At 57.0% G+C, this 24,168-nt stretch carries 21 protein-coding genes; 18 read left to right on the top strand and 3 right to left on the bottom strand.

The genetic code is table 11. From position 1 onward, the window contains the following. The first annotated feature begins 16 nt into the window (after positions 1-16). From AB1S50_RS07640 to AB1S50_RS07625, 4 genes are all read left to right on the top strand, one after another. Positions 17-517, top strand: a complete 501-nt coding sequence (locus AB1S50_RS07640; RefSeq protein ID WP_367149959.1) for an RNA polymerase sigma factor — start codon at positions 17-19, stop codon at positions 515-517. A gap of 2 nt (positions 518-519) precedes the next feature. Next, complete coding sequence (locus AB1S50_RS07635; RefSeq protein ID WP_367149957.1) at positions 520-1,110, top strand: hypothetical protein; 591 nt, start codon at positions 520-522, stop codon at positions 1,108-1,110. A gap of 88 nt (positions 1,111-1,198) precedes the next feature. Continuing rightward, positions 1,199-1,465: a superinfection immunity protein gene (locus tag AB1S50_RS07630; RefSeq protein WP_367149956.1), complete on the top strand. Its 267-nt coding sequence runs from the start codon at positions 1,199-1,201 to the stop codon at positions 1,463-1,465. A gap of 176 nt (positions 1,466-1,641) precedes the next feature. Then, positions 1,642-3,348: a phytoene desaturase family protein gene (locus AB1S50_RS07625; protein ID WP_367149955.1), complete on the top strand. Its 1,707-nt coding sequence runs from the start codon at positions 1,642-1,644 to the stop codon at positions 3,346-3,348. A 195-nt stretch (positions 3,349-3,543) separates the two neighbouring features. Here the strand turns inward: AB1S50_RS07625 and AB1S50_RS07620 are convergent, their stop codons facing one another. Next, complete coding sequence (locus AB1S50_RS07620; protein ID WP_367149954.1) at positions 3,544-4,344, bottom strand: DUF2884 family protein; 801 nt, start codon at positions 4,342-4,344, stop codon at positions 3,544-3,546. A gap of 175 nt (positions 4,345-4,519) precedes the next feature. Continuing rightward, entirely contained in the window at positions 4,520-6,070 is a 1,551-nt protein-coding gene (locus AB1S50_RS07615) for a S8 family serine peptidase (protein WP_367149953.1), read from the bottom strand. 575 nt (positions 6,071-6,645) lie between these two features. On the opposite strand from AB1S50_RS07615, the gene AB1S50_RS07610 reads away from it, so the two are divergent. The 14 genes from AB1S50_RS07610 to AB1S50_RS07545 all read left to right on the top strand — a co-directional run bounded on the left by AB1S50_RS07610 (position 6,646) and on the right by AB1S50_RS07545 (position 23,100). Continuing rightward, positions 6,646-7,086: a GtrA family protein gene (locus AB1S50_RS07610; protein ID WP_367149952.1), complete on the top strand. Its 441-nt coding sequence runs from the start codon at positions 6,646-6,648 to the stop codon at positions 7,084-7,086. Then, on the top strand, positions 7,070-8,098 hold the full coding sequence (locus AB1S50_RS07605) for a glycosyltransferase family 2 protein (RefSeq protein ID WP_367149951.1): 1,029 nt from the start codon (positions 7,070-7,072) through the stop codon (positions 8,096-8,098). Before AB1S50_RS07610 ends, AB1S50_RS07605 begins: the two co-directional genes overlap by 17 nt. Continuing rightward, positions 8,082-9,560, top strand: a complete 1,479-nt coding sequence (locus AB1S50_RS07600; protein ID WP_367149950.1) for an ArnT family glycosyltransferase — start codon at positions 8,082-8,084, stop codon at positions 9,558-9,560. Before AB1S50_RS07605 ends, AB1S50_RS07600 begins: the two co-directional genes overlap by 17 nt. Then, positions 9,550-10,284: a response regulator transcription factor gene (locus AB1S50_RS07595; protein ID WP_367149949.1), complete on the top strand. Its 735-nt coding sequence runs from the start codon at positions 9,550-9,552 to the stop codon at positions 10,282-10,284. The genes AB1S50_RS07600 and AB1S50_RS07595 overlap by 11 nt, the downstream gene beginning before the upstream one ends. Next, a complete protein-coding gene (locus AB1S50_RS07590) occupies positions 10,281-11,564 on the top strand; it encodes a sensor histidine kinase (RefSeq protein ID WP_367149948.1) in 1,284 nt (427 codons plus the stop codon). Before AB1S50_RS07595 ends, AB1S50_RS07590 begins: the two co-directional genes overlap by 4 nt. Positions 11,565-12,064: 500 nt before the next feature. Then, the gene (locus AB1S50_RS07585; RefSeq protein ID WP_367149947.1) at positions 12,065-15,055 is read left to right on the top strand and encodes a TonB-dependent receptor; all 2,991 of its coding nucleotides are present in this window, start codon (positions 12,065-12,067) and stop codon (positions 15,053-15,055) included. A gap of 136 nt (positions 15,056-15,191) precedes the next feature. Continuing rightward, entirely contained in the window at positions 15,192-16,751 is a 1,560-nt protein-coding gene (locus AB1S50_RS07580) for a tryptophan halogenase family protein (RefSeq protein WP_367149946.1), read from the top strand. 110 nt (positions 16,752-16,861) lie between these two features. After that, positions 16,862-17,617: a SapC family protein gene (locus AB1S50_RS07575; protein ID WP_367149945.1), complete on the top strand. Its 756-nt coding sequence runs from the start codon at positions 16,862-16,864 to the stop codon at positions 17,615-17,617. A gap of 5 nt (positions 17,618-17,622) precedes the next feature. Further along, a complete protein-coding gene (locus AB1S50_RS07570; RefSeq protein WP_367149944.1) occupies positions 17,623-18,654 on the top strand; it encodes a cupin-like domain-containing protein in 1,032 nt (343 codons plus the stop codon). Positions 18,655-18,702: 48 nt separating this feature from the next. Continuing rightward, positions 18,703-20,193 (top strand): tryptophan halogenase family protein, encoded by a 1,491-nt coding sequence (locus AB1S50_RS07565; RefSeq protein ID WP_367149943.1) that lies wholly within the window; start codon positions 18,703-18,705, stop codon positions 20,191-20,193. Next, positions 20,190-20,873 (top strand): DUF6445 family protein, encoded by a 684-nt coding sequence (locus AB1S50_RS07560; RefSeq protein WP_367149942.1) that lies wholly within the window; start codon positions 20,190-20,192, stop codon positions 20,871-20,873. Before AB1S50_RS07565 ends, AB1S50_RS07560 begins: the two co-directional genes overlap by 4 nt. A gap of 172 nt (positions 20,874-21,045) precedes the next feature. Next, a complete protein-coding gene (locus AB1S50_RS07555) occupies positions 21,046-22,323 on the top strand; it encodes a sugar MFS transporter (protein ID WP_367149940.1) in 1,278 nt (425 codons plus the stop codon). 447 nt (positions 22,324-22,770) lie between these two features. Then, entirely contained in the window at positions 22,771-22,947 is a 177-nt protein-coding gene (locus tag AB1S50_RS07550; RefSeq protein ID WP_367149939.1) for a hypothetical protein, read from the top strand. 6 nt (positions 22,948-22,953) lie between these two features. Then, on the top strand, positions 22,954-23,100 hold the full coding sequence (locus AB1S50_RS07545) for a hypothetical protein (RefSeq protein ID WP_367149938.1): 147 nt from the start codon (positions 22,954-22,956) through the stop codon (positions 23,098-23,100). A 41-nt stretch (positions 23,101-23,141) separates the two neighbouring features. On the opposite strand, the gene AB1S50_RS07540 is transcribed toward AB1S50_RS07545, so the two are convergent. Continuing rightward, positions 23,142-24,023 (bottom strand): sugar nucleotide-binding protein, encoded by an 882-nt coding sequence (locus tag AB1S50_RS07540; protein ID WP_367149937.1) that lies wholly within the window; start codon positions 24,021-24,023, stop codon positions 23,142-23,144. Positions 24,024-24,168 lie beyond the last annotated feature (145 nt).

Below are 24,168 nucleotides of genomic sequence, written 5' to 3'. Positions count from 1 at the left end.
AACAACAGGGGGTGTAGTGGAATCACGCGACCAACTTTTTCAGCAGCTGCTGGCCGAGCACAGTGGGGGCGTGTCCCGCGTCGCAGCGACCTATGCGCGCGGCATCGGCGAGCGCGAGGATCTCACCCAGGAGATCTGGCTGGCAGTATGGCGGGCCCTGCCCGCATTCCGCGGCGAGGCGAGCCTGAAAACCTTTGTCTACCGCATCGCCCACAACCGCAGTGTCTCCGCGTTGGTGCGCCGCCACCCGCCGGGTGATGCGCTGCAGGACGCCGAAGAGCCGGAGGACCCGACACCGGGGCCGGCGCAACAGTATGCCGCTCTGCGGGATGCGCAAAGCCTGCTGGCCGCTGTGCAAAAACTGCCGCTGGGTTTGCGCCAGACACTGAGTCTGCGCCTGGAAGGCTTGAGTTACGAGGAAATTGCCGAGGTACTGGGGGTTTCGGAATCCAATGTGGCGGTAAGGCTGAATCGCGCGCGCCAGCGACTGAGCGCACGCCTGACAAGGGATGAGTAGATATGGCTGATGGGAACAACGGTCACTGGCGACAACTGGAAGCGCTCTGGCAGCAGCAGCCGGTTGCACTGCCGGTGCCGGAAGAATTGCGCAAGCTGGTCAAGCGCCAGGCCCTGCGACTGCGTGTCTTCGCCGGTCTGGAGTGGTGTATGGCGGCGCTGCTGGCGGTCTACGCACTCTATAGCCTGGGACAGGGTATGACCCTCAGCAACCTGGCCTGGAGCCTGATTCTGGTGGGCCTAGTGGCCTGGGCCCTGCGCTTTTCCATTGGCAACCGGCGCGGTATCTGGCACCCGTTGGAGGAGTCCACCCAGGCATATCTGGCACTGGCACGCGAACGGCTGCAGCGCAAGCGCGCCGCCATTCGGTTCGCCTGGATTCTCTTTGCCACCGAACTGGCTATTTTTGCCCTTTGGCAATTGCTGGCGGCCTTCGGCTGGCTCGACCCCCTGTTTAATCTTTTCTCCTGGCGGGCGCCGCTTACTATCGGTGTGATCGCTGGAATTCTCGGCGCCTGGAGCTGGCTGACAAGCGCCCGCATCCGGCGGGAAACACTTGTGTTTGAACAGATTCAACACAACCAGGAAGAATAATTTTAAGGAAAAACCCCAACCGCGACAGAACAGATAAAACCCGATTATTTTTGAATATTCAGATTTTTTAATTTGCAGGAGAAACCTAATGTTCACGGATTTTGATCAAACCCTGGCGGCGTTTACCGAGGCCTTCCGCCAAATGAATTGGGTACAGGTGCTGGTGTTCACACTGTTTTTTCTGGTGGTGTGGTTCCTGCCGGCAATAGTGGCACTCTTCTGTAACCGCCGCCATCTGGGCAAGATATTCATTGCCAATATCCCCGCCATCGCCTCCTGGGTGGTCTGGTTCGGCCTGCTGGCCTGGGCGGCGACGGGTCGTTTGACACAGAAAAAAATCGCCGAAGAACCATAAACGTCAAAAGCGGCAATCGCTATACGCCGGCAAGTCATTTAGTTACCGGGCTAATAATTGAAATCGGAAGCCGCTGGAAGAGAGCGCTGAAATACTGCAACCAATATGCAACTAGTTGCATATTGGTTGGGTAGCGGCTATGGTTGGAAAATCATGATAACAATAGGGCGCTGCCCATGGCTGCTTCGAAACCGGCTTCCCAGGCCCCAAAGCCCAGCCGCTTGCGTATTGGACGGCGCTACCGCGCCACCCGACTCGATCCCCCCTACGATGCCATCGTCATCGGCTCCGGCATTGGCGGGCTCACAACGGCAGCCATGCTCAGTGCCGCGGGTCGCAAGGTGCTGGTGCTGGAGCAGCACTATACCGCCGGGGGCTTCACCCACGCCTATGATCGCAACGGTTACGAGTGGGACGTGGGTATTCACTATATCGGTGACGTGGGTGAACATCCCACCATGGTCCGCAAGCTGTTCGACTTTCTCTCGGATGGCCAGTTGAAGTGGGCACCGATGGATCGGACCTACGACCGGATCTTTCTCGGTGACCAGCATTTCGATCTGCGCGCCGGGCCGGAGGCATTTATCTCCGGTTTCCTGGAGCGCTTTCCCGGCGAGGAGCGGGCACTGCGCGAATATCTCAAACGAGTTTCTGCGGTGGGCCGGGCCATGCCGCTGGTGACCATGGAAAAACTGCTGCCGCTCTGGTGCGGTCCCCTGTTGTCGCTGATCAAAAAGTGGAGCCTGCCGCCCTATCTGCACAAAACCACCTATGAGGTGCTAAGGGAACTGACCGACAACGAAACGCTGATTGCCGCGCTCGCCGGCCAGTGGGGTGACTATGGCATGACCCCGGATGTCGGCAGCTTCATGGTTCATGCTCTGATCGTCAAACACTATCTGTACGGCGGCTACTATCCAGTGGGCGGGGCCAGCAAAGTGGCCGAGACCATTATTCCGCGGGTTCAAGCCAGCGGTGGTGAAGTGTTTACCTATGCAGAGGTCGAGACTATTTTGCTCGACGGCCACCGTGCCGTCGGTGTGCGCATGGCCGACGGCACCGAGATCCGCGCACCGCTGGTAATTTCCGGCGCCGGTGTATTCAATACCTTTGCCCGACTGCTGCCCGCAAGCGCGGCGGAACATAGCGGTTATCGTGACCATCTCACCAAGGTGCGCCCGTCCATGGCGCATCTGTGTCTGTACATCGGCTTGCAGAAAACCGCTGAAGAACTGGGCTTGCCGAAAACCAACTACTGGCTGTATCCGGGCGCTGACTACAGCGGCAATGTGCAGAAGTTCCTCGAGGACCCCAAAGCTGAAATCCCGCTGGTCTACCTGTCTTTCCCCTCGGCCAAGGACCCCAGTTTTACCCGGCGCTATCCGGGCCGCGCGACCATCGAAATCGTCGCCCCGGGGCCCTATGAATGGTTTGCCCAGTGGCAGGAGCAGCCCTGGGGCAAGCGCGGGGTGGACTACGAGTCCCTCAAGGAAGACTACAGCCAGCGCTTGTTGGAGTATTTGTACCGACACTTCCCCCAGCTGCGCGGGCAGATCGATTACTACGAACTCTCCACCCCCTTGTCCACACGCTATTTCTGCAGTTACGGGAAAGGGGAAATCTACGGCCTGGACCACGATCCCGATCGTTTCAAGCAGACCTGGCTGCGGCCAAAAACCCGCATCAAAGGTCTCTTTCTCACTGGCCAGGATATTATGAGCTGCGGTGTGGCGGGGGCCATGGTGGCTGGTATGGTTACCGCGCAGAGTATCCTGGGTCTGCGCCGGGGGCGGTCACTACTGAAAAAAGTCTTCGCCGATTCCGCTTCTGCAACGGTGAAAGAAACGGACCCGGCGCCGGGCTCCGTTTCCCGCTCCCCCTGACTCCAGAGAGCCCCTGCTGCGCGAAAGGCTGATTTCGCCTGGGGCAGGTGTCATAGGGTACCGCTGGTAGCGAACCCCGGTGATGGGACAGGTCCAGCGGGGACCTATGACGGTGCAGTGAGGGGCAGGTAGGTTTGAGAATGAAAAAAAGGCCGCTGGGGGCGGCCGAGTTAGGGGGTCAATATTCGCAGCGGGTCAGACGTCGAGTTTTACCAGGTCGTAGGGGGCCAGCGCCGGGATTGCGGACTGCAGTTTTTGCTCGGTGCTGTCGATCACCGCTATCTGACTGCAAAGTGCCTCCACCCTCTGCTCAAGCCGCTCAGCCCGCCGTTCCACTTTGTGTCCGATTTCCTCTGCCATCTGTTCAGCTTTGGCATCAATACTGCCGCCACCGGTAAATACCGCTTTTAGAGTGTGCCAGGCGATGGCGCTGGCGGACTTTCGCGCGAGCCGCTCCACCTGGGGCTCCAGTTCCTCGTCGACCATTTGCGCGATGAAGGTGTCCGTTTCCGAGTGGTCAAGGGTATACACCTCGCCGTTTTGGTTCAGGTGGTCCTCTACCCGCTGGCGCAAAGCGTCCGCGGCCTGTTTCATATCGAGGGTATCCGGGTGATCCGCTCCGAGCGCGGCCAGTGCGACGGAGACACCGTCGAGGGCCAATTCCACCGCTTCCAGCGACACCAGGGTCAGCTCGCGGCCGGCCTGATGCAGCTGCTGCTGGTACTGCCTGAGCAGCCGTTGCTGAGCGCTGTTCAGGGCGACCTTTCGACCATCCACCAGCAGCTGGTCCGGGGCGGCGTAATGGAACAGGGTGTCGGGGTCATCTGCCGCGGCCCTGGCTTCGATAAAACCGGGGCCGACACTCACCGAATGGCGTAGCTCCGCGGAGCATTGGACGTCGTCGTCAATGGACAAATCAATGTTGTGTGCCCAGGCACAGCTGCCGGCGACCGCAAAGCAGGACACCAGGCCGAAGTTGGTGAGGGGTTTCCACATAGAGTTAATACCAAAATTTTTATCGATTGGCATTAAGACGCGCTCAGTAGAAAAATGGATGCGCCGCAGGGGGATTATTTTTTAGGTAACTGAACACGAACCCCCGGACGATTCAGAGGACGCAAAAAAAGGGGCCAGAGGCCCCTTTCCCATCCTGTTACAGTGGTTATGGGTATCAGCGGTTTGGCTTACCGCCTCCATTGCCACCGCCTCCACTACCGCCACCGGGGTTAGAGCCGCTACAGGCGTTGGCGGCAAGATAATCAAACGCCGCCTTGGCCTGGACCAGGCCGTAGCCATAGGCGTTGTCCCGTCCGGCGGCACCCAGGTCTTCCGCCGTGGCGTCCAGGGCAGCGCGGATTTCACCCGGAGCACAGGACGGATAGTGGCTCCAGACCAGCGCCGCGACACCGGCCACATGTGGCGTGGCCATGGAGGTGCCGTTGTTATAGCCATAGTCGCTGGCTTCCACCGTCACAGTGGCGGAACTGCCCAGCTGTGTCAGCAGCGCTGCACCGTCGGTATCGGAAATACCCACCGAGGGAATGCCGGTGACAGTTTCCCCCAGGGTGCCTGACACGAGGCCCGCTTCGTTGTTGTAGATGATGGCGCCTATACCGCCGCCGGCTTCACAGGCCTGTACCTTCTCGGCGAAGGAAATGTCGCCACGGGATATGAGACAGACCTCACCCGCTGCTGCGGTGCAAGCAGTGTCGCCCAGGCCGCAATCAACCAGTGCACCGGTAGCAGACGCTAGCGGGCTGCCTTCCATACCGTTGGCATCCACGTCACTACCGGAAACTGTCAGCGAGGCATCGGTGCCGCTGCCCACCGGAACAGAGGACAAAATGGCCACTCCAGGGGCCGACAATTCCACCTGGTCTGTCTGTTGGGAAAAGTCGGCGATGTTCTTGTCGCTGTCGATGGCCGCCACAGATACGACGGAGTCGTAGGAGGCCGGGTAGGAGTGGCGGGTGTTGCCGTCGTTACCGGCGGCGGCAATGGAGAGTACGCCCTGGCCGTACAGGTTGGCGAAGGCCCGCTCCTCAGTGCGGGACTTGCGCTCACCACCCAGGCTCATATTGAGTACGTCGGCGCCGTTCGCGACACAGACATCGGTCGCGGCCACCAATGTGGAGGAATAGCCCCAAGTTCTGCCGACGAAAACCTTGACGATATGCAGGTTGACGTTGCCGTTGGGCAGCACGCCCACTACACCGGTACCGTTGTTGATGGCGGCGATGGTGCCGGCTACGTGAGTGCCGTGACCAAGCTGGTCCTCGTACCAGTTGCCGGTACCCGAGTCATTGGTGCCGGTCACTGCATTGCCCGACAGATCCTCGTGGCCAATATCGTAACCGGAATCGATGATACAGACGGTGCGGTTGCCCGCGGCCACATCGCTTACCTGATCCGCCTGCACCATAGAGATGCCGAAAGGGACTTCCTGAGCCATCAGATGGCGTTTAACGTCTGGCTCAACATACTCTACGTTGGGATTGTTTGCCATTGCCCGCAACGCCTGCTCCGGCAAGTAGGCCGCCATGGCGTTGTGCTTGCTCAGTGCCAGTGCGGACCGGCCGCTGGCCTGCCGCATTTGCGACTTTACGGCGGCACCTTTGCCGGCTTTGAATTTGATGATGTAGCGCTGGTCGTCGGCGCTGGCGTAGGAGGAAACTGCAAGCGCGACCGCACTGGCCGCGAACATGGACATCGTTTTTCTCATAAATACTCTCCGCAGTGGGCTGTTTTTTTTTTAATATTCTTACTGCCAGCGCCCCGACCAAATCGCCGCAACAAGTGGTAGCCTGGTCTGCGCGGTGGTAGAAGAGAGCGAACCGTAGCAGTTTCACAACAGCAGCCAATGGAAAAGTGTCGACGGTGTGAACAAGTTGGCAGTTTGAATGCAAAAAAATTGACGTAGCGGTTAAAAATATCCGCAATCTGAGGTGGCGAAAACTCTGTTTTTAACGTAGGGAATGCTTTATTGATCCTGTCGCGTAGTGAAAAAATTCCGGCCTTTAATAAAATATCCAAAAGCCGAAATGTCAATTCAGACCGGTGTGTTGGGCTTGTACCGGTTTCTGCAGAAATTCCAAAAATCAATGTGACCAAAAAACACTTGACCGTCAGCGTGAATCGAGACGCTATTTCCAATTCCGGCGTACAAAGACGGCCATTTACCCCCTGGCTGGGAAGTCGCCAAATATTCCGCGTTTGACAGTATTTTGACAAAAACCCCACAAGACACTGACACAAGGCTCAATAGAATAGCGACACCTAAACCGCTGTAGATCATTGATGATGTGTCCGGATGTCGAACAGGCCGAAAGCTCCGGGTGGGCCTGGCCATTACTGTGTCGCCTTCGTGTTCCCTTCACCGGCTTTCTCGCTGCCGGTGGACTGGCAACCGGCGTCCACTGGGGGGTAATGGCTCTGGTTGTCTCCCTCACCGGCCAGCCCGCCATAGCCACTTTTGTCGGATCTGCGTCCGGCGCCGCGGCCAATTATGGCTTGCAACGTCAGCTGGCTTTTCCCAACGCCGGCAGTCACCGGCAGACCTTTTCCCGCTATCTCCTGTCCTGTGTGCTGGCATGGGGCGCCAATCTGTCCTTTTTCATCCTGTTGAATCAGATTATGCAGGTTACGGTTATCGCCGCGCAGCTGGTCACCACTGCAATGGTGGCCGCCATGAATTTTGTCGTTTATAAAAGGTTGGTATTCAATGACAAATTATCTTAATCCCCTACCCGATCGGTACCAGGATTTGTTGCTGTCGATCGTAGTACCTGTGTTTAATGAAAGTGCCATGCTGCCGGTATTTTTCCAGCAGGTCCTGCCCATCGTAAAGGCGCTGCCACTCAGGACGGAACTGATATTCATTGATGATGGCAGTGAAGACGACAGCGCGGAATATCTAAAGCGGGCCCTGCATAAGCATAGCGAGCAAAAGCTGATTAAACTCAGCCGGAACTTCGGCAAGGAAGCCGCAGTTACTGCGGGTTTGGAACATACCCGCGGGGATGCGGTGGTGATTATGGATGCCGATCTGCAGGACCCCCCGGAATATATACCGGTTATGGTGGATACCTGGTTGTCAGGCACCGATGTGGTGCTTATGCAACGCCGTTCGCGGGTCGGCGAAACGCTGTTGAAACGGCTGAGTGCGCATTTATTTTACCGCTTGCTCAACCGGACCAGTCGTACCGAGATTCCGGTGGATACGGGGGATTTTCGCTTGATGAGTCGCCGTTCAGTCAATGCGCTGCTATCGCTGAAGGAGCGCAACCGCTATATGAAGGGCCTGTTTGCCTGGGTCGGCATGCCCACCAAAGTGATTCACTACGATCGGGCGTCCCGTGCTGCCGGGACAACCAAATGGAGCTTTTGGGGTCTTTTGGGGCTGGCCCTGGAGGGCTTGACTTCCTTTTCCATCTCCCCATTGAGGTGGGCGGCGGGGGTGGGACTCCTGGCCTCCGCCGCCGGAGCATTGTTCGGCATCTGGATTGTGGCCAAAACCCTGTTTATCGGTGACGTGGCTGCCGGCTATCCGTCGCTGCTGGCCATTGTCACCTTCCTGGGCGGCGTGCAGCTGTTCAGCATCGGCCTTGTTGGGGAATATGTCGGCAAGACCTATATGGAGACAAAGCAGAGGCCCGTCTATCTGGCCGAGGAAATTATTACCAGCCCACCGGCAGATAAAACGGCGAAAGTTCAACACAGGGAACCGGTGCAGCATGTCAAAGTGGTCTAATTACTGGTTCCTGGCTCTGGGTGCCATCGCGATCAGTCGCCTGGCGGCCATGGCAGTATTGCCATTCGTGGATACGACCGAAGCAAGGTATGGGGAAATCGCCCGCCTGATGGCCGAGACCGGCGACTGGATCACCCCCTGGTTCGAGCCGGGAGTCCCATTTTGGGGTAAGCCGCCACTTTCATTCTGGGCCCAGGCCGCTGCCATAAAAGCACTTGGATTAAGTGAATTCTCCCTTCGCCTTCCCTCCCTGCTGGTTACCGGTGTTATGGCACTTCTTGTCTGGCACCTCGCGCGGGAGTATCGGGGCCTGAACACGGCCCGCTGGGCTGTTGTGATCTTTGCCAGCATGGCGCTGTCCTATGTCAGTGCCGGAGCAGTGATGACCGATGCCTATTTCGCTTTGGGCACCACCCTGTCCCTGGCTGGATTCTATCTGGCGATACAGAAAGCCGGCAGCATCTGGGGCTGGTTGTTTTTTCTGGGGCTGGCAATTGGACTGCTGGCCAAAGGACCATTGGCAGTGGTGCTGGTGGCCATACCCATAACCCTATGGATACTGTTTGATTTTTGTCGTTTGCGAGAGCTGGCAGTTCTGCCCTGGCGGGCGGGAACGCTGTTGACACTGGTGCTCGTGCTGCCCTGGTATTTATGGGCGGAAATCAAGACACCCGGGTTTCTGCACTACTTCCTGCTGGGTGAACATATCCTTCGCTTTATAGATCCCGGCTGGTCCGGTGACCTCTATGGTAATGCCCACTTGCAGCCCAAAGGCATGATATGGGTATTCTGGCTGTGGGCCAGTTTTCCCTGGGGAATTTTGTCGATACTCCTGTGGGTCTCTGCGGGCTCGAAAAGTGGCAATCTATTTGATCGGGAATTTTGGCGGGACAAGAAGCTGGTTTTTGTGTTGGCTTGTGCCCTGGGGCCGCTGCTGTTTTTTAGCCTTGCCAGCAATCTATTGTGGACCTATGTGCTGCCGTCATTGCCATTTAGCGCAGTGCTGATAGCCGCGCAGATTACACGGTACAGCAGGTCGCCATATGGCAGACGCCTCTGCAACAGCCTGGCGCTGGTGTCGCCGCTTCTGTTGCTATCCGTCACACTGGCATATGGCCTGAGTGATTACAGGTTGAAGAGTGAAAAGAGTCTGGTTGGCCACTATAATCAGCGCAGTGATGCCGTGCACAGCCCTTTGCTCTATTTGGGAGACTTGCCATTTTCCGCGCGTTTTTACTCGCGCGGAACTGCTCAGTCAGTAACTTATGCGCAATTGACAGCGATGTTGAAAAGCGGCAGTTATGATGAATATTTTATTGCAATTCCCCGCGGGCGGCTAAGTGACGAAAGGTCTGCAATGCTTGCGGATACCGGTATCCGCGAGTTCAAAAATCGCAGATATGAACTGATTTCCATTGACCGCTCGACCCCTGATTCTGAGAGTTTGAGTAGTGCCGAATAGTACTGAAATAAGGGATTGCGGAACTAAAATCCGCCTTCTGATCGTGGAAGACCAAATCGATTTGGCTGAAAATCTATTTGAGTTTTTGGGCGAAGAGCGCTATGTGCTGGATTTTTCTCCGGACGGCCTTACCGCACTGCACTTGTTGGCCACCCATTCCTATGATGTGGTCGTTCTTGATCTGATGTTGCCGGGTGTAAATGGATTTGAATTGTGTCGCAGAATCCGCTCGGACCTGAAATGCAAAGTGCCCATTATTCTTACCACAGCATTGGGTTCTCTGGCGGACAAAGAGAGAGGGTTTTCCTGTGGCGCTGATGATTACCTGGTAAAGCCCTTTGAACTGAGGGAATTACAGCTGCGGATAGAGGCTTTGTATCGGCGGAGCATACTAAAAGAGTCGGGACTCAGGGCGGGAAGTGTCTCTTTTGATCCGGAGACATTGACCGTCGAGCTATATGGTAAAAGTGTCCAGTTGACAGGTATTCCCGCCAAAATTTTTGAATTGCTGATAGGTGCCTATCCGAAGATTATCAGCCATGAAGTCATGCATGAGGCTATTTGGGGAGAGGATGGCAGCGAGCATGAAGGGCACAGCTTGCGCACACATATCTATGCCCTGAGAAAGATATTGCAAAGCAATTTTGACGTCGGCTTGATAAAAACCGTGCACGGGCGTGGCTATCAATTGATAACTATAGAGAAGCAGAGTGCGGCCAAATGAAGCAAAGCGCGCTCTACACCCGTCTTCTGAAAACCATATATTTAATGGTTGCGATTACGGTGCTTATATGCGTGCTGGCGGTGGAAATATTCTTTGAGGATGTGGAAAGCAGGGCTTTAAATTTTGAGTTTCGGGCGAATGCAGATTTTTTCAAGGCAAATATAGAAGGGAATAAATTCCAGCATTGGAAAACGGCTGATTTGGAAGCATTCTTCTTGCCGCAAGCTGGAAGCGATGCCCGCCTTCCGGAATTATTCAGAGGCAGGGAGGCGCCGTCTTTTGATGAAGTAAAAATTGATGGAAAAACCTTTCTGATCACTGTTGAACAAGTTAACAATCCCTCCGGAAAGCTATATCTGGCTAAAGATTTTACCAGTATGGAGAGGCGCGAATTCATCGTCGAAGCTTTTCTGGTTTTATTCGCTGCTATTATGCTGGTGGCGGGGTTTTTCGTTTCAAAAGGAAGTGCGCGCCTATTAATAAAGCCCCTGGAAAAACTCTCCAGAGATATTCGCGTTGTAAAACCGGGGGTTTCAATGCAACGGCTCAAGAGGGATTACCGTGATATAGAGTTTGTAAGGATTGCGGAATCCTTCAATTTGTTTCTTTCGGAACTAGAATTTCATATCAAGCGGGAAAAAGCCTTTGTCAAGTTGGCTAGTCATGAACTGCGTACTCCTCTGGCAGTGATCAGCGGCGCGCTGGAGATTCTGGAGCAACGCCAGAACCTTACGGAACAGGATCAAAAAACCCTGTCCAGAATTGGTAATGCGACCAGGACCATGCAGCAGGATACGGAGATGCTGTTGCAGTTGGCACGTGGAAAGGCGGATGATGAAAACCTGACTCAGGTGAATGTGCCAAGGCTGGCCGAGGAGGTGGTAGCAGACTTGGGCAGCAGTAATCGCAGTTTTGCCAATCGGGCAGAAATTATTTCAGAAGCTTCTGTACCCCGGATTTATACAAATCCCGTATTGGTGCGTATGCTGCTGCGCAATCTGATCAAGAATGCCCTGGTTCATACCCCCTCCAAGGTGGAGATACATCTGGACGAGGAGCAAATTCACATCAATGACTTTGGCGGCGGCCTTCCACCACCTATCGTCAGCAAGGTGACAAGCTCCAGCTACAAGGAATCAGGGGGCCTGCAGGAAAGTAGTTTTGGGCTTCTGATTGTTCAGTTGATCTGCGAGCGCCTGAATTGGCAACTGGAAATAGCCCAGTCATCGAAAAGTGGTACACGCTTTGTTATTCATATGAGCAGACCCCTACAAGAGTAAGCTATGGAAAGACATGGCCTGCACCAGTATATGTCAAGGCGACAATCCAGTGGCTGAGGGATCACCTATTGGATTGCCAGGCTAATAGTTGCGGGCTTGGTTTCAGCATCGATTAGAGGTCCTCACTATCTCAAGCCTTCCCGGCTTGACGCGCAAGTTATAGGGTGTCGCAGAGTTGAAGGGCCATGGCTAGTGGAGGTAGCCATCTCCTGAACCTGAGGTTTTGCCCCGGCCTTGGTGTCCAAGCCGGGCTCCATTCCGCCCCCTTTCACCGGACAGAATCCCGGTTAACGCACTTTTAATCCGGGATATCCTGTTTGTCCCCACCACCGATTGATGTGCCCGCGAAACCGGGCAAACTGCGATTATGGCGTGCGCATCGCCAGGTTTGGGTGCCTGTGCCGGGTCCGGGCCGGCGGCAAAAGGGTAACCAAGCGACAGCGCCGATAGGCATAAATTACGCTTCGGTCAAAATATAAATACCATTCGGGGTAGTGTCGATGAGAAGAACAATTTTCCATAAGGATCGGCTCGCGCTGACCATTTCTGTCGCCCTGGGGGCTACCGCTTGCCCGCAGCTTCTGGTGGCCCAGGAAGTAGACACGGGGCCGCTGGAGGAGATTACCGTAACCGGCATTCGCGCCAGTCTGACCCGGTCCATGGACGTGAAGCGGGACAGTAAAGGTATTGTCGATGCCATCTCAGCGGAGGATATCGGCAAGTTTCCGGATACCAATCTGGCGGAATCCCTGCAGCGCATCACCGGTGTGTCCATTGACCGTCAAAATGGTGAGGGTAGTAAGGTCACTGTGCGCGGTATTGATCCCGAGTTTAACCTGGTGACCCTCAATGGCCGGCAGCTGGCCCGCACTACCGGTGGCCGCTCCTTTGACTTCCAGAATATCGCCTCCGAAATGGTCACCGGGGTATCCGTGGCCAAGAGCAGCAATGCTCTGGTGCCCAGTGGCGGTATCGGTTCCACCATCAACTTGCTGACCGCGCGCCCGCTGGAGATCGGCGAGCGCCGCATCAACTTTGCCGCCAAAGGCGTATTGGACGAGTCCTCCCAGGAAGGCGGCATCACCCCGGAATATTCCGGCTTCTACTCCGACACTTTTGCCGAGGGCACTTTTGGTGTGGCCATTTCTGCCAGCGTGGCGGAGCGCGAGAGCGGCAGCCAGCAGGCACTGGTGGGCACCGGCTGGCGCAGCTTTCCCGGCAGTGTGGATCAAAATTATGATGCGGGCACTGGCGATTGGGGCGGTGTGCCCCAGGACAACCAAGTGAACCGGCCCGGTCCCGACGACATCTATTCGGTGCCGCAGACCACCATCTACAAGTTTGAGGAACAGCAGCGCAAGCGTTCCAATGGCCAGTTGGTGTTGCAGTGGGCACCCAATGACGATATCACCGCGACCCTGGACTATATGTACTATGCCAACGATATCGCCAAGCAGCACAATGATATCTCCGCCTGGTACACTTTTGCGCCGTCGGAAAACGTCTGGACCGACGGTCCAGTGGCGTCGCCGCTCATCTACTCGGAAACCTATGACACACCCCAGGATCTGTCCATGGGCGCGGGCAGTGTGGCCGAAGCCTATCGCGGCGACACATTGGGGCTGAACCTGCAGTGGCAGCTCAATGAGCACCTTTCCCTGGCATTGGATACACATCACTCCGAGGCCGAGCGGCGCCCGGACAGCCCCTGGGGCTCCAATGTCACCCTTTCCACTGCGGCGTTTATCCGCACCAGCGCTACCACGGATTTTACCGGGGAGCTGCCGGCGCTGGCGGTAGGCGGCGGCAACGCGGTTAAGCCATCGGATATGCGAATTACCGGTAGTGTGTTTGGCAATTCCCGTGATTTTTCTGAAATCGACGCCTACCACTTCAGCGGCAACTTTGAATTCAATGAATCCTCCGATATCGATTTTGGTATCAGCAGCCAGGAAGTGACCAATCACTCCCAGTCCGTGAATGTGCAGCGCAATGCCTGGGGGGGTGTGGGCGCGGAGGGGGATTTTGATGATTCCTTCTTCCCCGCTGACAGTATTCAGGACAATTTCGATATTTCCACCGGTGATTTCTCCGAGATTGGTGACGCAGACATTCAGGACATCTATTTCGCGTGGGATTTTGACCGGGTGCGCGCGCGGGCGGAAGAACTCTACGGCGACCAATTAGAGTCGGGTTTCATAGGTGACTGTGGCACCCAATTCTGTCCCTCTACGGATTACAGCGCCGATGTGGACCGCTTGACCACCGAAACCACCACGGCTTTTTACACCCAGTACAACTTTGAATCCGCACTGGGCTCCATGCCTTTCGACGTTCATCTCGGTCTGCGCTACGAGGACACGGAAGTGGATTCCACATCTGCAGCCATTATTTATGATGCGGCGGACTGGATTGCGGCAACTGAGATAGCACTGGTGCCCACTGGTGAGCGCCAATTTTTTACCGACAAGGGTGGTTATGACTACTGGTTACCGAGTTTTAACCTAAATTTTGAACTGCGCGATGACCTGTTTGTACGCGCGGCCGCCAGCAAGACCATAGGCCGCCCGGACTACAACTCCATCAAGGGTGGTACTACCCTGGGGACCCTGGGCAACCGCAATGAATTTGGCGGTTCTACCGGCACTCCTGCATTGTTGCCATTGGAATCGGTCAATCTGGATCTCTCCGTTGAATGGTACTACGGCGAGTCCAGCTATGCCTCCATCGGCTTGTTTAAGAAGGAGATCTCCAACTTTATCACCCAGGTTAAGGAGGAGCAGAATTTCTTTGGTATAGCGAATCCGGCCGACGGCGCTTGGTACAACGAAGCCGTGGAAGCGGTGGGAACCGATGCGCTGGCGATAAAGCGGTATATCGCCGAAAACTATGGTAGCAGTGAATTTGTCACTGTCGCCATAGATCCGGAAACCGGCGATATTGATCCGTCGAAAACTGTGATCAGAGGTAACCCGGAAACCGATGAATTGGTGAAGTTCCTAATCGACACGCCGGTCAATAGCGACCGCGACGAAACCGTGGATGGCCTGGAACTTGCAGTGCAACATGTCTTTGGTGAGACCGGCTTTGGGGTGATCCTCAACTACACCATGGTGGACTCCGGCCTGGAGTACAACCCCTACCTGTTGGAGGACCAGGAGGCACTTGTCGGTCTCAGCGATTCCGCCAACCTGATTGCCTTCTACGATAAAAATGGCCTGCAGGCGCGGGTGGCTTATAACTGGCGCGATGACTTCCTGAACTCCCGCGGCCAGGGCACCGGCGCCAACCCACAGTTCACCGAAGCCTACCAGCAGGTGGACCTGAATGTGAGCTACGATGTGCCGCAGTTGCAAGGTCTACAAGTGTTTCTGGAGGGCTTGAACGTGACCGAGGAATACAGTCGTGTTCACGGGCGCGCCCGGGAGCAGGTGCTCGGTGTTTATCAAGGTGGAGCCCGCTGGCAGTTGGGTGCGCGCTACGCATTCTGATAGCATCCTGGAACAATGCAGAAAGCTATGGAAAGCCGCTGATTCCCAGCGGCTTTTCTGTTGACGGAGACGGCCCGGCGAGTCAATGGCAATGTCCCTTTGTGCGGCCCAGTTTCCAACCGGTGGTTAGAAGAGTATGAGTAGGCTTGACCCGACAACCCGACACCTGGTGATCGTTGGAGGCGGTAGTGCCGGCTGGCTTACGGCCGCCCTGTTGGGGGCCGAATTCGCCGCTGACCCGGATAGTGGTGTGCGGATAACACTGGTGGAGTCCCCCCAGATACCCACTGTGGGTGTGGGTGAGGGCACCTGGCCGTCCATGCGCGGAACCTTAAAGCGCATAGGGATTGCGGAAACCGAGTTTCTGCGTCAGTGCGATGCCAGCTTCAAACAGGGCAGCCGTTTTATCGACTGGGTCAGCGGCGCGGGGGAGGAATACTTCCACCCGTTCACTCCTCCGGTGGCTTTTCAACAATTGAATCTGGCACCCTACTGGCAGGCGTACCGGGATCAGGTCTCCTATGCGGACGCTGTGTGCGGACAGGCCCAGGTCAGCCGCGGCTGCCTGGCACCCAAGATGCTATCCACGGCGGAATACGCCTTTGCGCTGAATTATGGTTACCACCTGGATGCGGCCAAGTTTGCCACTTTTCTGCAGCGCCACTGCACGAAAAAGCTTGGGGTTGTCCACCGGCGGGAGCGGATTACCCGCATACAGAATGACCCCGATGGTTATATTGCACTCCTGCACATGGAATCGGGCGTTCAATTGCAGGGGGATTTATTTGTAGACTGCAGCGGCGCGGCGGCGCTGCTGATTGGCAAGCATTACGGTATTGGGGTCCGGCCCCAGGGGCGGACGCTGTTCAACGATCGCGCCCTGGCGACCCAGGTCGCCTATGCGCAGGAGGACAGCCCCATCGCCTCCTGTACCCATTCCAGCGCCAGGGATGCGGGCTGGGTCTGGGATATCGGCCTGCCTTCCCGGCGGGGCATTGGCTACACCTACTCCAGCGCCCACAGCGGGGATGCCCAGGCAGAGCAGGTGTTGCGTGACTATATCCAGCGAGGCGGTGGCGGGGACCTGCTCAGCGAGCCGCGGCAGATCCGCTTCAACCCCGGCTATCGGGAGAAGTTCTGGCACCGGAACTGCATCGCCATCGGCATGGCGGCGGGCTTTATCGAGCCGTTGGAAGCTTCGGCGCTGGTAATGGTGGAAAAGTCGGCCCAGATGCTGGCCGAGCAGTTGCCGCCGAATCGCGCCGCCATGGCGGCGGTGGAGCGCCGCTTCAACCGGCGTTTCAGCGCACACTGGCAACGTATTATCGATTTCCTCAAATTGCACTATGTACTGTCGAAGCGGGAGGACAGCGATTATTGGCGCGACCACCGCACGGCGGCGGGCATCCCTGACAGCTTGCGGGAGGCGCTGGAAATCTGGCGTCTCTACCCGGCCTCGCTGAATGACGCGCTGATGGCGGATGAGTTGTTTCCGGCAGCCAGTTACCAGTATGTACTGTCCGGTATGGGGCTGGTATCGGCGACGGAGGCATTTTCGCGGCGTCGCAAAGACACGGCGGAGGCGGAGCGGCTTTTTCGCGAAAATGCCGAGCAGACCAGGAAAATGCAGCGGGCCCTGCCCACCAATCGGAACCTGCTGCGGCAGCTCAGGGAGGTAGCGCTGCCAACTATTTAAGCCCTGCAGGTTACCAGGGCATCGAATGAATCAGAAGCGCCCCAGGCCCCGTTGAAAGTGGTTTTTCAACAGGCTGCCGGGGAGGGCTCCGCTCACGCGGGGTTGCAGAATTGGATAAGTATAACGAGGTAAATATGACCAATGCGGTACCACTCAACAGCGTTGACCACAGCGAGCTTCGCGTTATTACGGAGCGCTCTGCGGCCTACGGCGACGACGTCTGGTATGCGCTGACGTTTCCACTCGAATTCCGCTCTTTACAGGCCAGCTATCCGATTTTCTTTCAGAAGGATGCGCGCACGGGAAATTTTCTCTGCCTGGCGTTGCTGGGTTTTACCGAGGGCGAAAACCTGTATCTGCGCGATGGCCGCTGGGACGCCTCCTATGTGCCGCTGGCTATCCGCCGCCAGCCATTTCTCATCGGCCGCCAGACGGTTTTCGAAGAGGGTCGGGAAAAAAATCAGCGGGTGGTTCACATCGATCTGGAGAATCCGCGGGTGAATAGCGACAAAGGCGAAGCCCTGTTTTTGCAACACGGCGGCAACTCGCCCTACCTGGACCAGGTCGCGGACATGCTGGAAGCCATTCACCAGGGGCTGGGCCAGAACGAGGGGTTCATTGCCGCACTGCTGGCCCACGAGCTGCTTGAATCCTTCACCCTCGATATCACCCTGGACAATGGTGAGCGCAACCAGCTGGTGGGCTTTTACACCATCAATGAGGACCGGCTGCGGCAACTGGACGGAGAAACGCTGGCACAGTTGCACAGCGCCGGTTATCTGGAGGCGATTTTTATGGCGATGGCATCGCAGTCCAATGTGCGCCGGCTGATGGATGAGAAAAACCGCCGGGTGGCCGGCGGGTGATTCCGGTGGATACGAGGGGCGAGGACCTGTTTGCTGATCTGCCGCCGGTGGTGGAAGTGGACAAGTTGCCCGCGGACAGTATCGCCGGGAAAATTCGCGGACTTTCTCAGCCATTGGTGATACGGGATTTCTGCGCCCATTGGCCTGCAGTGGTGGCCGGTCGTGCAGCGCCGCGGCAGGCGGCCGACTATCTGCGCGGTCACTATAAGGGTGTGCCGGTATCCGCCTGTTATGGCGCCCCGGAAACCGGCGGCCGGGTGTTTTACAATGAGGAACTGAGCGGTTTCAATTACCGGAGTGTGCGCGAGGACCTGAACCGGGTTCTGGACGATATTCTCGCCTGTGCCCATAGTGAAAAACCGCCAATGATTTACATGGCCTCTACCGATGTGGGCCACTGGTTCCCCGGTTTCGCCGCCGAAAACGATGCGGGAATTAGCCAGTTGAACCCGACAGGATTTCTGTGGCTGGGCAATCGCGTACGGATTGCCGCACACTACGATTTGCCCGACAACCTGGCCTGTGTAATCGCCGGTCGCCGCCGCTTCACCCTGTTTCCACCGGAGCAGATCGCCAACCTTTATCCCGGTCCACTGGAGTTTGCCCCGGGCGGCCAGGAAATCAGTTTGGTGGATTTACACAACCCAGACTTCGAGCGTTTTCCGCGTTTCCAGGAGGCCCTGGCCTCTGCGCAGGTGGCCGAGTTACATCCGGGTGATGCCCTGTTCCTGCCGGGCATGTGGTGGCATCACGTGGAGAGCCTGGATTCCTTCAACCTGCTCTACACCCAGTGGTGGCGGGACTCACCGGCCTATATGGGCCGCCCCATGAATGCCCTTCTGCACGGGATTCTGAGTATTCGCGATCTGCCGGAAAGGCAGCGCGACGCCTGGAAGGCACTGCTGGATTACTATGTGTTCGATGCGAATGGTGCCGACCACATAGCGGAGCCCGCAAGGGGCGTGCAGAGCCGGCCACTCAGTGAATTGCAGGCGCGCCGGCTGCGGGCGGAACTGCTCAACAGGCTGAAGCGCTGACGACGGGATTGGGCGGGGCTTTGGGTATTTTTATCGAGGTGTTAAGTGATGACTGAAAACCCTATCAAAAAAGTTGTCATAGCCGGTGGTGGCACCGCTGGCTGGATGACAGCCGCAGCCCTGGCGAAATTAATCGGTAAGCACCTGGACATCCGTCTGATTGAGTCCGATGCCATCGGCACTGTGGGCGTCGGCGAGGCGACCATTCCCACTCTGCATATTTTTCACCAGTTGCTGGGGTTGAAAGAGCAAGAGGTGATGGCGGCGACCAACGCTACCTTCAAGTTGGGTATCATGTTCGAAAACTGGCGCGATACTGGCGCCGACTATCTGCACTCCTTTGGCTCCCTGGGCAAGGATTGCTGGGCGGCGCAATTCCATCACTTTTGGCGCAAGGGGCTGGAGAAGGGGATCGATTTTGAAATCGGCGACTATTGCAAAGAACACCTGGCCGCCCGTTCACACCGCTTCGCCGCCCTGCCCAACCAGGATCGCAACCACGCCTATCACCTGGATGCCTCTCTGTATGCGCGTTTTTTACGCAGTTTTGCCGAAACCCATGGGGTAAGCCGCACCGAGGGCCAGATCCTGGAGGTACAGCTCAACCGGGACAATGGTTTTATCGAGGCACTCCACCTGGACACTGGCGAGTGTGTGGAGGGCGATCTGTTTGTCGACTGTACCGGTTTTCGCGGGCTGCTGATCGAGGGCGCACTGCACAGCGGCTACCACGACTGGACCCACTGGCTGCCCTGTGACCGCGCCATTGCAGTGCAGACGGCGACGGTTGCGCCACCGGTCCCCTATACCCGCTCCATTGCGCGGGAATCCGGCTGGCAGTGGCGAATACCACTGCAAAGCCGGGTGGGTAATGGGCTGGTGTATTGCAGCAGGTATATGGACGAACTGCAGGCAAGCGCGCAACTGCTGGAGAATCTGGAGGGGGAGCCAATCAGCGATCCCCGGGTGATCCCCTTCCGCACCGGAACCCGGCGCAGGCACTGGAACAAAAACTGTATTGCTATCGGGCTGTCCGGCGGTTTTATCGAGCCGCTGGAGTCCACCAGTATCCACTTGATTCAGCGCAGTGTCGTGCGCTTGATGCAGTTGTTTCCTTCGCGGGGAATCTGTGTGGCGGATGTCAATGAATTCAATGCGCAGACGATCCAGGAAATGGAATATATCCGCGACTTTATCGTGCTGCATTACCATGTCACTGAACGCAGCGACAGCAAATTCTGGCGCTACTGTCGCTCGATGCCGATTCCCGACAGCCTGGCCCATCGCCTGGAGATGTTTCGAGACAGCGGCAGTTTGTTTAAATACGAGGCGGACCTGTTTGGCGTGGCATCCTGGGTGCAGGTGATGCTCGGCCAAGGATTGATGCCCGCCCGCCACCACCCGATCACCGACCTGATGGGGGATGCGGAACTGGCCAGCTTTCTCGACAATATTCGCCAGCAGGTGCGCCGTCAGGTGGATAATCTGCCCGGCCATCTGGACTTTCTGGACCACTACTGCAAGGCGCAGACTGTGTGAGCGAAGTCGGCAGCGGAAGGCGGATCGGCACCGAGCGCACCCCGGTACTGGTCATCGACGGCTTCACTCCCTGGACCGAACCGTTGCGGCGCAACGCCCGTGCCGGTAGTTTTGCCGAGGATGGCGCCACCCTGTATCCGGGCCTGCGCGCCAAAATGCCGAGGGAGCCGGCGCTGGCGGTGCTGGAGAGGGTTTATCGGCAGCTGTATGGACTTTACCGGATTCCGAGTAGTTTGCGCCTGAAGCCGTTGCAGGCGTATTTTTCTCTGGTAACCCGATCCCCAGCGGAACTGGATACGCTCCAGCGCATACCCCACTTCGACACTTCGTCCCCTTTTTTCTTTGCCCTGTTGTTGTACCTCAATCCCGGCAGTCACGGGGCCACCGGTTTTTTTCGTCACAAGCCCACGGGTTACGAGCGTATCGGCGACGACCGTGTGGATTCCTATTTGGTGTCTGCCAGTGAGTATATGCAGAGTGCCGGAGCGCCTGCGCAACAATACTGCACTGGGACCACGGGTCAATATGAGCTGTATCATCGAGTCGAATATCTTCAGCACCGCCTGGCAATCTACCCGGGCAATCTGTTGCATTCGATCCTGGTGGATTCAGAGCGTGATATCTGTGCCGACCCCACCAGGGGACGTCTCACGGCCAATATTTTCTTCGAATTCCGCTGAGTCCCGGTCGCCTACGATTTGTACCTCCTTGCCGAAAAGCGGCCTTTAGGCTGGTGCTTTTGTGTTACAAGGTCACCTGGGCCCCACTATTTTTGGGGCGGCCATCCAACCGGTGAGGGGTCATCGATTAGATGGTCGGGTTAATAAAAGTGCAGTTTTAGGAATAAGAACAATGGCAACACTGGGAACCAATGTCGAGACGGGTTCGCTCGATACCAAACAGCGGGAAGCTTCCGGCTACCGGTTTGCGCTGGTCGCGCTCACCTCGCTGTTTTTTATGTGGGGCTTTATCACCTGCTTGAACGATATTCTCATTCCGCACCTGAAGGGTGTGTTCGATCTGAACTATGCCCAGGCGATGCTGGTGCAGTTCTGCTTCTTCGGGGCATATTTTCTCGTTTCACTGCCGGCCGGTTCGCTGGTGAGCCGGATTGGCTATCAGCGTGGCATAGTGGTTGGCCTGTCGGTGGCAGTGGTCGGATGTCTGCTGTTTATCCCCGCTGAACGACTGCAGGCTTATCCGCTGTTTCTATTTGCCCTGTTCGTGTTGGCGGCGGGGATTACTGTGTTGCAGGTGTCGGCGAATCCCTATGTGACCGCGCTCGGCAGCGAGCGCACCGCCGCCAGTCGCTTAACCCTGACCCAGGCGTTCAACTCCCTGGGCACTACAGTGGCGCCATTTTTTGGTGCCATGCTGATCCTCTCAATCGCTATCCCCGCCGGTGGGGAAGCGGCGGCGGCCCAGCGGGCCTCCGCGGTCGAGGGACCCTACTTAATGCTGGCTGCAGCCCTGGCGGCCCTTGCGGTGACTTTTGCATTGCTGAAGCTGCCGCGTATCGACAGCCATAAGGTGGTGACCGGTCTAAACGACTTCGCCGCCTTTGGCAAAACCCTCGCGCACCGCCACCTGTTTCTCGGCGCCATCGCGATTTTCCTCTACGTCGGCGCGGAAGTTTCTATTGGCAGTTTTCTGGTCAACTTCCTCTCCGAAGACTCCATAGCCGGTATCAGCGAACAGCAGGCGGCGTTTTATGTCTCCCTGTATTGGGGCGGAGCCATGGTAGGCCGCTTTATCGGTGCCGCGGTGATGCGCTATGTTTCCGCCGGTGCTGTGCTGGGCGCCTGCTCGCTGGGTGCCTGCGTGCTGCTCGCTATCACCATCCTCGGCAGTGGCCGGGTGGCCATGTGGGCAGTGCTGGCGATCGGTTTGTGCAATTCGGTGATGTTTCCGACTATTTTCAGCCTGGCACTGGCCCGCCTCGGTGCTCTGACCAGCCAGGGTTCAGGTATCCTCTGTATGGCGATTGTCGGCGGCGCTCTGGTGCCGGTGCTCCAGGGGTTGCTGGCGGACCGGATTGGCATTCAGCTGGCGTTTGTGCTGCCGATCTTCTGCTATCTATACATCCTTTACTATGGTGCGGCTGGCCACCAGGTGCGCGGGGCTCGCTAAGTTCCGTCGCCGTGTGGCGGATCGTCGAAAACAGTTCTCCCCTATTTGCCGCCAGCGGGGTTCAAAGTGTGGACCCTCTGGCGCGGCCCGGCCCCTTATCCGGTTGGCGAAAAAACCTCGTGTTTATTTTTCCAACCCGCTTTCGTCCGCATCTACTCCTCAACTTTTAGGGGCAGATCAAGCACCCGTGCTGAGAAAAGCCAGGTAAGGCTTTTTCCGCAACCTGTCAGATTCGCAACCCCAAGCCCCTCTATGCACCGGGTCTATACTGCGGTGGTGGTTGCGGTAAAGGTTATTTCCAATAGATTTTTCCGCGTGTCGGTGTGAAATTGCCGACTGCTCTCCATGATTTTTTTGGCGTTGAACTGAACCCAATTGCCACTCCCGAAAACGCTAATGGGTTTTGGTGGTTCTGCGGGCAAAATCAATCCTCCGGGAGAATAGAGTATGTTGAAGCTGTCAGATTTTTTTATTTTATCCGCTGTAGCGGTGTCTTTTGCGCTATCGGGCTTTCTCTGGTTCAACGGCTACCGGGAGCAAGGGTTGTTTACCTCTCTTTGGGTACCCAGCATTCTCGCTTTTGGGATCTATTTCAAAGTGTCGGCCATTCTGACACGGGGATGAGGGAAAATGTCCGATTCAGTGCTGCTGGCGATCGCGGCGGGGGTCTTCCTGCTGTTGTTGGTGGGTATCGCCCTGACCATTTACGAGTTTCACAAGGCGGGCGCGGAGCCGGTCGCAGATACCCGTGACAGGTCCGATATACAGGAACACTGATACCACCCGCCTGGCTGCCATGATGCGTTTGCGGTTGGGGATCAGTTTTCGCTGTCGAGAAGGGCGCTGTAGCCCGCGCGGAAATCCGGAAACTTCATCTGGTAACCGCTTGCCAGCATGAGCCTGTTATTGAGTTTTTTCGATTGCCGCCCACAACTTTGCACAAATTCGCGCAGGTGTGCACTGGTGTAGCCCATCGCCTTGGCGAGCCATTGTTGTAATTCGTGCAGCGGCACCGGCGTGCAATCGGAACCGATGTAAAGTTGTTCCGGCGACCAGCCCAGCCGCTGCTGCGTAATCAGGTGGGTCAGGAAACCGACACAGTCATCCACGTGGATGCGATTGGTGAACTGCGTGGGTTCGGCCGGGGCACAGCGTCCGGCGCGCACCTGTGAGAGCATCCGGTCGCGACCCGGACCATAGATACCGGCGAAACGCACCACACAGACTGTCGGTGCGGCCCTGCGAATGATTTCCTCTGCCGCCAGCAGTTTATCCCCCTGAAAGTTGGCGGGGGACGCGGGTGTGCTTTCGTCGATCAGTTGATCGCTGTTCTGGCCGTAAACCCGTGTGGACGAGACCCAGATCAGCAGCCGCGGTGGGCGGGGCAGTTTCGGCAGCACCTCTGCCAGGGTGGTGGCGGTATCCACATAGGCGTGCTGGTAACCGTTGGGAGAGCGGTCCTTGGGGGTAAAAGTGGCCAGTATCACATCCGCGCCATCGGCGAGCAGTTCCGCGACGGCCTCTTTGTTGGTGGCATCCCCCCGGCGCCACTGCAGAGCACCGGCGCGGCGCCTGCGCGCCAAAGCCACCAGTGGATTGCGACGTACACCGTAGACGGAGAATTCCCGCTTGGGCAACTGCGCAGCCAACCGCGCCCCCAGATCCCCGCAGCCAAATATCCAAATTTTTTCTTGAGCCATATCAGTACACGGGCGGTCGGGCCGCTACTGCGTCCCCCCAATGCCGCGATCCTTGTTGAAACTTTGAACCCCCGTGTGGCTGCCCGGTGAATACCGTTTGGAGAAACCCCGCCTTTGAAGAGGGGTTTCTCCAGGCTGCCCTGAA

The sequence above is a fragment of the Microbulbifer discodermiae genome (assembly GCF_040742695.1).
Classification (GTDB): Bacteria; Pseudomonadota; Gammaproteobacteria; order Pseudomonadales; family Cellvibrionaceae; genus Microbulbifer.
Note: the sequence above shows the minus strand (reverse complement) of the source record. Positions and strands in the feature narration are given on the sequence as shown.